Annotated in this window: 7 protein-coding genes; 4 read left to right on the forward strand and 3 right to left on the reverse strand. The window is 27.0% G+C overall.

Annotated features, from left to right (window positions below):
- Together RWY47_RS08780 and cspC are read left to right on the forward strand one after the other, a co-directional pair.
- A partial coding sequence (locus RWY47_RS08780; protein WP_316030293.1) for a S8 family peptidase occupies positions 1 to 2,004 on the forward strand: 2,004 nt, incomplete at its 5' end.
- Positions 2,005 to 2,022: 18 nt separating this feature from the next.
- Entirely contained in the window at positions 2,023 to 3,708 is a 1,686-nt protein-coding gene (gene cspC, locus RWY47_RS08785) for a bile acid germinant receptor pseudoprotease CspC (protein ID WP_150844668.1), read from the forward strand.
- 140 nt (positions 3,709 to 3,848) lie between these two features.
- On the opposite strand, the gene RWY47_RS08790 is transcribed toward cspC, so the two are convergent.
- A complete protein-coding gene (locus RWY47_RS08790; RefSeq protein ID WP_224171143.1) occupies positions 3,849 to 4,805 on the reverse strand; it encodes a CotA family spore coat protein in 957 nt (318 codons plus the stop codon).
- Positions 4,806 to 5,232: 427 nt separating this feature from the next.
- On the opposite strand from RWY47_RS08790, the gene nagZ reads away from it, so the two are divergent.
- Positions 5,233 to 6,375 (forward strand): beta-N-acetylhexosaminidase, encoded by a 1,143-nt coding sequence (gene nagZ / locus RWY47_RS08795; protein ID WP_168930795.1) that lies wholly within the window; start codon positions 5,233 to 5,235, stop codon positions 6,373 to 6,375.
- 45 nt (positions 6,376 to 6,420) lie between these two features.
- Here the strand turns inward: nagZ and RWY47_RS08800 are convergent, their stop codons facing one another.
- On the reverse strand, positions 6,421 to 8,037 hold the full coding sequence (locus tag RWY47_RS08800) for a hypothetical protein (protein ID WP_224171144.1): 1,617 nt from the start codon (positions 8,035 to 8,037) through the stop codon (positions 6,421 to 6,423).
- 116 nt (positions 8,038 to 8,153) lie between these two features.
- On the reverse strand, positions 8,154 to 9,062 hold the full coding sequence (locus tag RWY47_RS08805) for a hypothetical protein (protein WP_150843082.1): 909 nt from the start codon (positions 9,060 to 9,062) through the stop codon (positions 8,154 to 8,156).
- Between the two features lie 200 nt (positions 9,063 to 9,262).
- On the opposite strand from RWY47_RS08805, the gene RWY47_RS08810 reads away from it, so the two are divergent.
- Positions 9,263 to 10,255, forward strand: a 993-nt coding sequence (locus RWY47_RS08810; RefSeq protein ID WP_316030294.1) for a hypothetical protein, incomplete at its 3' end; no start/stop codon positions are given.

Here is a 10,255-nt window from a genome sequence, read left to right on the forward strand (position 1 = left end):
GATATAATTAATCCATATAACGATCTTTTGAGGTCATTAAGTTTTAATTCAATAGGAAATAAATTCAATGTAGGAAATACAAGTATAGATATAAGTTATAAAAACCAAAAAAATTTAAATATCAAAATGACTTCACAAAAATCTATAGAACAAGGAAAATGGACTTTTAATTTTAGAAAAAAAAGTATAAAAGAAAAAGATATAGAGATCTATATTAGAACGAAAAATAAATATAAAATAAACAATATATTTCTACAAGATGGGAATAAATCTTTAGTTCTTATGAGCAGGTATAATAAAATAAAAAGTTGTGATGAGAGCAGAGTTAACAGATATATAAGTTCTAATGAATACATACCTTTTTTTAATGTTCGTTTCACTGAAGATATATATGAAGACTTAAAGCATCTAGAAGGAATTGTTAAGCTCTATAAAATTCGTAATAATTTTGGAATTTTATATTTAGATAAAGATAATATAGATCAAGCTTCATATATTTATGGATTAAAATCATTAACCTCAATTGAAAGGCATATAAAGATGGTTCAGTTAGCTAGTATAAATTTAAGTACTGAAAATGGGATAACAGCAACAGAAGAAATAGGGGCAAATTATTTTAAGACAAATCCTAATATAAATATAAATGGCAGCAAAGTTTTAATTTGCATAGCGAATTCAGGTATTGATTACCTACATCCTGATTTTATATATCCAGATGGGACTTCAAAAATTCGTTATTTATGGGATCAAACAAAGGATGAAAATCCACCAGATGGATTTAATATAGGAACTGAATACACTAGAGAAGATATAAATAAAGCAATAATTGAAAATAATAGAAACTTATCTGTAGATGAGGAAGGAATAGGAACTGCATTGAGTGGGATATGTAGTGGTCTAGGAAATGTGAATAATGAATATTCAGGAGTTGCAGAAAGTAGCGAATTGATAATAGTTAAACTAAAAAAAATAAATGGTTTTTACAATAATTCAATGCTAATTGCAGCTTTAGAATATTCATATGAAAAAGCAAAAAAAGAAAAATTACCATTAGTTAATAACATAACATTAGGAAGTAATCAAGCTGTTTCTAGTGGAGTAAGTACTATTGAAAGTGATAAATTTTATGAATATGGACTTTGTAATGTTGTAGCTGCGGGAAATGAAGGAAGTGGAAACCACCATGCCACAGGAAGGATTAAATTTGAAGGAGAAGTAAAAGATATAGAAATTGAAGTGCATGAGGATGAAAAAGAAATTGAAGTAGACTTATGGATAAATAAACCGGATAAATTAAATGTAATTATAGTATCTCCAACTGGGGAAGAAAGTAAGTTATCATATGTCTCAAATTATAGTGTAATGGAAGGACTATTTGATTTAGAGGGAACTAAATATAGTATTTATACAATATATCCTTTACCATATGGTGGTCAACAACAAACGGCGATTAGATTGACCAATGTGAAAAAAGGAACTTGGACAATTAGATTAATTGGTCAGTATATAACGAATGGAATTTATAATTTGTATCTTCCAAATAAAGGGTTAACTAAATCTATTGTAAAGTTTAGTTCAAACAATCCAAAATATACAATAAATTTTCCTGGAGGATATAGAGATATGATAACTGTTGGGACCTATGATAGCATAAATAAAAGTATTTGGGCAGACTCATCAAGAGGACCTGTAATAGGGGTTATAGGTAAAATGATTAAGCCAGATATAGTATCTCCAGGGGTTAATATAATAGCTCCACATCCAGGGGAAAGATACTGTACTGTTACCGGCAGTTCTGTAGCATCATCTTACGTAGTTGGAGGCATTGCGCTAGTTATGCAATACACATTTTCAGACAGATATTATAAAAATAAAGCGGTTGTTCAGAAAATAAGAACATTTTTAAGAGGTGGTGCGAAGAGAAGCCATCAATTAATATACCCAAATGAAATTTATGGATATGGAATTTTAGATATAAAAGGAGCATTTGATCAGTTAAAATGATTTTTTAGGAGGATACTAATGGAAAAATCATATATTATTTCTTACAATGGAGAAGAATATGAACTAAAAAATGAATTAGAAAAGTATAATATCAAAAAATATACGATTTTAAATAACAAGTTAGCTAATATATATGTAGATGAATCTTTTGATGGTAGGATTTTAAATAAACTTGAGTTTGTATATGATTGGATGTTATCTATTCCTGTAAGTTCCCTTATAGAAATTGGGGACGACAATTATGATAAAGGAGCAAGAGCAAGAGAAGTGTCTGAGGTAGACTATATAGATAGAAATCCATACATTGATGCATTTGGCGAGGGAACTATAATTGCTATTATTGACTCTGGAATAGATTATTTACATCCGGATTTTATTAATGAAGACGGAAGTAGCAAGATTATATCTATATGGGATCAAGAAAGTGACAAAGGCAATCCACCAGAAAATTTAAATTTTGGAAGCGAATTTACTAGGGAGGACATAAATAAATATATAAAAATTAACAGCTATGAGTTAACTAAGGATATAGTAGGTACAGGAACTATAGCTGCAGGAATATCTTCTGGAAATGGAAGGTTAAATTCACTATATAAAGGAATAGCACCAAAAAGTGAATTACTTATTGTAAAATTAAAACCTATTAAAGATATTTATAAAAAGGGTACTGTAGGTTACGAACTTAGTGATTTCTTAGCAGGAATTAGTTATGTAGTAAATATTACAAAAAAATACAATAAAAACTTTATATTAAACTTAACTGTTTCGGAGAGAAGTGAATCTATAATTTTAACCAATTTTTTAGATACGTTTAATGAACTTAAAAAAGATGGGAAAATAGTGGTTAGTGGAATGGGGAATCAAGGAAATACAGACATTCACTTTAGTGGAAAATTTACAAGCATGGAAGAAACAGAAGATGTTATTATACAAATAGGGAACCAGGAAAATTTAGATATTTCAGTAAGCTGTATTGGACCTGATAAAATTTCAGCAACTTTAATATCGCCATCTGGAGAGTATAGCTACCCAATTCAATATTCTCCAGATGAAAACATATATAATGGCACCTTTAATATTGAAAAGACTAAATATTCGGTCCGATATATATATCCATGGGTAAAATCAGGAACAGAAGAAATTTTCATTAAGCTAAAAAATGTAAAACCAGGAATGTGGACATTGAGGCTAGAACCAGAATTTATTATAACGGGTGAGTATGATGTTTATTTACCAAATAAAAATTTAATAGATAAAGACACTAGATTTGTAAACTCAAATTATTTCTCAACCACTAATATTTTTGCAGCTACAGAAAATGTTATATCTGTAGGTGGATTTAACAATCAAATTGATAGTATGTGGCTAGGGTCATCAGTAGGAACATTAAATCAAGTACCGTTAAAACCTGATATAGTTGCCCCATGTATAAATATAATAGGACCTTATAAAGATAAAACGTATATAAAGGCTAGTGGGACTGGTGTAAGTAGTTCTATTGTAACTGGTATTGTAGCTATATTAGTAGATTTTTTAGTATCTCAAAGCAATTTAAATCAGAGGTTAATATTCACTGATATAATAAAGACATATTTAATGATAGGTGCTGATAGGTTCATATATAAATATCCTAATATAAGAATGGGATATGGAGTTTTAAATTTAAGAAATACTATACAACAAATATCTCAAAACTTAAGATAAAAGAAAGGATAATATGAAGAACTAAAAACATAGTTTATATAAATTAAGAACAACATAAAAAAGGCTATGACTTAACAGTCATAGCCTTAGGTAAATACTTTAATATATATTTATTAAATTTTAAAATTATATATTTTATATTATCCTATTAAAGATACAGCGTCTGCACAAACAAAGTAGAATTTTCTTTCAGCTTCATTAGCAAGTACTATTACATTATCTATGCTACCAAGTACTTCAGCACCTTGTAAGCTTAAAGCTCCTGCTGTTAATGTAGCAGTACCAGTTATATTTCCGCCTGCTAATTCTTTTAATATACCTTCATTACAACAACATTCTTCACACTTAGGGTTACAATCATCTTTTTTACATTCTTTACCAAGTAGACATTTAAATGCTTGTCTAACAGCTTGGAAGCGTGTAACTGGAGGAGTAGTTCCAGGAACGTTACCTGCAAGTGCTTGGAAAGCGATAGCTTTTAGATTACATAATGATGCTAAGTCTACATTAGGAATTGTAGTAATAAGGTCTAATATTAAAGTAAGAAGTCCTTCTAAAACATCAGCAGGTAAACCAGCTAAAACAGCAACTATAGCTTGAAGAAGAGCTATTAATGGAGCGAATGCTACAGGGTCAGGAGCAAGAGCTGTTAACTCAGCTATGATTGCATTTAGTAGAGCAACAGGATCATCTACAGGTAGTGGTATTGGATATAATGCTTGCCCACTTATATCTATAGTGTCACATTCGCAACCTGGTAACTTATTTAAAGATCCAGTAAGTGTCCCAAATAAATTATCTACGCTTAATGTTGGTAAAAGTCCTATTATTGATAATGGGCTTCCAACAACGTAGTAATCTGTAATAAACGCAAAAGCATTAAAGTCTACATTTTCTCTTATACCTTCACAGCCTAATAATTCTAAAGCTTTTTTCATACTAGGTTTACAGCAGCACTCTATATGCTTTTTCTCTGGATAATGTTTATTTTGATTACAATAATTCATTTCTTTTTTAGGATATTCTTTTTTTTCACACTTATTGCATTCACATTTTTCGTATTCGCAACAATTCATATATCTATTATTTTCGCTCAATGGATTGCACTCCTTTATATTTATTAATATATAGAGATTAAGTTTTTCTCTATAATGTAATATATTTAAATAACCTTATAAATGTTACAAAAAAGTATAAAAAATAACTAATTTAGTTATGTAAATTGCAATCTAATTTATAAAATTAATTAAAAATAGCTGTAACAAAATTTGTTTCAATATCTAAGGATACTAGACTTTCTAAATGACAAATTTATATGTATAAATTTTTATATAAGGTAGAATGATAAGTTAGGCTAATAAATCATAATATGATATTAAAAGTATATTTATATTAAGTTATACGGTTCTTTTTAAACAAAAATATAGACAATATAGTAGAATAGGCATAATAAAAACTTATTTAAATACATATATAATTATATAAATTTATGAATATTCCAGTATAAGGGTGTGGTAATGTAAAATGAAAAATGCAAAGTATTATATTTTTAAGATACTGATATTAACTTTTACCATAATATTAGTTTTTTTTATATTTAGAAAAATATTTACAATCGATTCAATAAAAAATGAAAAAAATATAGAACCTAGTATAGACTATAAAATAGTTGAAAAGATAGATAAAATGACATTAGATGAAAAGATAGGCCAAATGATATTGAGTGGATTTAATGGAACGTGTTTTAATGAAGAATTAAATACTTTACTAAATGATTTAAAAGTAGGAGGTGTCATACTTTTCTCAAGGAATATAGAAGACTCAAAACAGTTAAAAAAGTTGACTTCAGATATTATAGATACAAATCAAGATATTCCGTTTTTTATATCTATTGATGAAGAGGGGGGTAGAGTTAGTAGACTACCTAAAGATATAAAAAAATTTGAAAGCTCTAAATCTATAGGGGATAGAGGAGATGAAAAATATGCATATGAAAATGGAAGAGAAATAGGTAGGATTTTAAAAAATCACAATATAAATATGAACTTTGCTCCAGTGCTAGATATATATAGTAATCCTAAAAATACAGTTATAGGAGATAGAGCTTTTGGAGATAATGAAAAAGTTGTATCTAGTATGGGTATAGCAACTATGAAGGGATTAAGAGATGAAAATATAATACCTGTAGTAAAACATTTCCCAGGACATGGAGATACAGAGATAGATTCGCATTTAGGGTTGCCTATAGTTGAAAAAAATTTAAAACAATTAAATGAGTTGGAGTTAATTCCTTTCAATAAGGCTATAGAAAATGGAGTAGGAGCGGTAATGGTTTCACATATACTAATAAAAGAAATTGATGATAAATATCCAGCTACATTGTCTTACACTATGATAAATGATATTTTAAGAAATGATATGAAGTTTGAAAATATTGTAATAACAGATGATATGCTTATGAAAGCTATTACAGATTATATATCAATAGAAGAAGCTAGTGTAAAGTCTATAAAGGCAGGTGCTGACATAATATTAATTGGAAGTGACATAAATAAAACTAAATCTGTTATAGAAAGAATAAAATTGGCTGTAACAAATAATGAAATTTCGGAAGAAAGAATAGATAAAAGCGTATATAGGATTTTAAAACAAAAAGAAATATTATAAACTAATAAAAATAACCTCATTTAAAATTAAATGAGGTTATTTTTATTAGTTTATAATATTAATCTTATTTAATGTGTATATTGTTATATTCTCATCGGCGTTATTTACAATCATCACTCCATTTCCAACACAGTCGATTTTTCCGTTAATATTTTCAGAAAAATGGAGATATTTATTTGATTTGCTTTTAGTTATACTATTAATTACATTAGAAATGTTTTTATTTAAATAAACATCGTTTAACACATCACTGGTGTGTCTATTTAGCTTAATAGATGTAACAACAGGAGAGGTTATTATATTATTTATATGGGATATATCATCATAATCCATATTTTTTATACTACTTATAGTTTCAAAATTTTCCTTAGAAACCGCATATGTTTTTTCTGCTTCATTAGCTATATTTTTAATTGTTTTCTTTGTAGTTATTAGAGCATCACTTAATGCAATCATATCTTTATCGTTACATTCTAATAAGTTATTATTATATTCAATATCTAGTGAATTTAGAACCTTACTAAATTCTTTGTTTAAATCTGATACGGCACTTTTGAGCTGAGACTTGGAATTTATATTTCCAACTAAGTTATTAACATTTTCATTAACAACGGTAAATTTTTTTAAGCTAAGTTTCAATGGTTCAAATGACCCATCATCTAAAACGACACCTATATATCTTTCACCTGTGGGATCAAGCATAAGAGGTTTTCCATCTAATGACTTCTTATCTGAAAATTTATTAATAGGATCTAAATCCAGAACTTCTACAGTCTTAGTTTCTATAATTTGAGTTTCTGAATCAATATCAGATAAAACATTATCTATTTTAGATATAGTTATATTAGATATTGAATCTATTTTATTTTGAATTATTTTATCGATTGCTTTAGTAGGAGTTTGATTTACTAATACATTATGATTTTTTATTTTTAAATCAGTTATAACATCAACATTTTCTGTTAAAATGGGTTTTGAAACTTCTACTTCACTTGAATTGTTAGTAAGAACTAATTTCTTTTCTGTATCAATATTTTTTAAAATATTTTTAGTAGTTTTTTTTATAGAACTTACTACATCTAAACAATCTGTATCTAAACTTATATCTTTTATTAAACTTTCCCTATTTACTAATAAATTTGTATCCGAATTTAAAACTCCTTCATAAAAAATATCTGAATTTAAGTTACTTTTAGTATTCGAGCACCCTTTATAACTTAAAGTTTTTATATTGTCTATATTATCTAGTATGTAATCTTGAACATTATAATCAGTATTAAACCTGTTAAAAGGTTTTATACCCATTGAGGTTGATGCTTCATTTAGTGGACAATGGTTTATATGGTTATAAGCTAGTATATTTTCAAAGTTTTTTAGTAGTAGATGTTTAAATTCTTTTAATATTATACCTTGTGTAAAAACTTTAAGTTTTACTATACTATCTAAGTTAATAGCTACATTGTTATAAACAATTACATCATCGTTTATAGAAACTTTATCTTCTTTTGAGTTTGAGATATTAATTTTATTAATCAATCCATCCTCAGTTGTGATTTCAACAGGGATACAAATATAATTTTTTTCTCCCAAACAATAAGACAGAGTTTCTATTGTGTTAAAAATATCTATTATTGATCTAGCGGCAGAATTTTGGGCACACATATAAAAACCTCCCGTAAAAATATAAGTATTCATATACTATCTTTATGTAAAAATATATAATTTTATTACAAAATCTAGTAAAGACCTATACAGGTCTTTACTAATTTTTGTTAAATTTATTTATCGCACCAATCTTCATAAAATTCATGTGAATAATGGTGACAATCACTATCACAGTCTAATCCGTGAAATGCTGTATATACAACAAGTTCATCTTTTACAGTTATATAGAATTTTTCTTTAATAGAAAGACAATCAAATATATTAGCAGTAAATGAACCATTAGAATACGTAGACTTAGGGATTACACACTTAGGAACTATTTCAAGTTGGAAATCAGCTTTAACATGTATACAAGAGTCTACTTGAGGCAAGCAAACGTTATTATATAATGTTATAGATCCATAAGTATTTAATGGTCCTGTATAAGGTGATACATCATGTTTTGCAACAAAAGGCACACAACCTATTTTTCCAAATAGTACATATTGATAATTAACAACACCAACATTAACAGATCCTTGAGCTAAATTAACTTTTCTTCCCTCGTCACAGCATAAAAAGCTTGGAGATATATCTCCTGAATAGCTTGAATATAGAGGGTCAGCCTGAGTAGAGCAACTTAATTGAGACGTATTTGGAAGATCAATTCCAGAAGAATCTAATATTATTGGAAGTTCATCATTAATAAATCCTATACAATCATATTTTACTAAAACTTTTTCTATGCATACTTTATCTCCATCTTTATATGCATCTATAGGTCCATCAATATGGAATGTAATATTAGATATTGCTCTTTCTTGCTTTTTACTAATGCACTTAAAGTCATATATTCTTTCTCCTAATATAGGAACGCAAGTTGCCTTACGTATATCAGGACATTTAAATTCCAAAGGATCGCAACATTTCATACAATCGTTTTGATGTGGTTTTGGGGGATGTGTGCAACAGCAGTCATTCTCAGGTTTTTCTGGGTGATGACATTCTGTACATACTTCATGATTAGTTTTATTTTCAGTCATGTTATATATTCTCTCCTATACATAATATATTTAAAGAGAAGATTTCTCTTTAATTAAATATATGAGAGAACAATATAGTGTGTTCCTTTTTTACAAATAAAATTTGTCTAAATTATGAATAAAATAAAGGATTTGTAATACACATAAATAAGATTTAAATATATAGACCAATTAAATGAATTAAAAAATGGGGGGATATTATGATTTTCAATGATACAAATATATTGATTAGAAAATCAGATGAAGACTTTATTGAATTTAATTTAGATTCTGGAATTAAATATAAAATTATTAAAAAAAATTTACAGGAAATAAACAGTGAAGAATTTATAGATGGAAATTTTTCATTTGTAGATATGTATATAGATGTAGATGATGAGGATAATGTTTATGGAATTTTAAATGATAAGATAGGTAAAATTTGTAACCTAAGTGTAGCAGACAAAATTAGACTTGATACTATATTTAAGTATGACTATAAAAACTTTTATATAAAATTTCCATATATAAAAAAAATTTTAAAAGAAAAACATTTAATTTATTATTCAATAAATAAAGAGAATCCTCTTGTGTGTACATTAATACACATGTATATGCATGAAGATAAAGTTATAAAAAATAATATTGATTATATTCCATATAATATAATGAGTAACTTTGAGGTTGTTTGGAAAGATAATATACCTATAGTATTTTACTTGAAGTCAATAAAAGGAAATGAGGAACTATTTATATCAACATATAATAATGAAAATTTCACATGGTCTAATCCATTAAAAATAACTGAATCTAAAGAATCAAAAATATACTTGTCTGCATTAATTGATAAAAATAATAATTACCATGTAGTTTTTGCAGAAAATAACAAAGGTAAATATTATTGCAAATATGTAAAATTAAGATTATTTGATGGTAAATTTGAAATATTGAATTTGCAAACTATAAAGACAAATACTATGTGTTTGTTCCCTCATTTGATAAATTATGAAGATATAATCAAAATTCAGTGGGGGGAGTATAACTGTGTTTATGAATGTAAATCTATAGATTTAGGAAATACATGGAGTGATATAGAAACATATGAAAATGAATCTAGTTTTACTCTTAGGAGATATATATATAAATCAAATCATGAAGAAGATAAATTATATAAATTTTCAACTATATTTACAGATTCAGAAAAAGTTCAAACT

It is taken from the genome of Paraclostridium sp. MRS3W1 (assembly GCF_032465715.1).
GTDB classification, from domain to species: domain Bacteria; phylum Bacillota; class Clostridia; order Peptostreptococcales; family Peptostreptococcaceae; genus Paraclostridium; species Paraclostridium dentum.

Excerpts from the sequence above, each read along its gene's own strand:
- cspC (WP_150844668.1), top strand. The coding sequence starts at position 2,023 with ATGGAAAAATCATATATTATTTCTTACAATGGAGAAGAATATGAACTA.
- nagZ (WP_168930795.1), top strand. The coding sequence starts at position 5,233 with ATGAAAAATGCAAAGTATTATATTTTTAAGATACTGATATTAACTTTT.
- RWY47_RS08800 (WP_224171144.1), bottom strand. The coding sequence starts at position 8,037 with ATGTGTGCCCAAAATTCTGCCGCTAGATCAATAATAGATATTTTTAAC.
- RWY47_RS08805 (WP_150843082.1), bottom strand. The coding sequence starts at position 9,062 with ATGACTGAAAATAAAACTAATCATGAAGTATGTACAGAATGTCATCAC.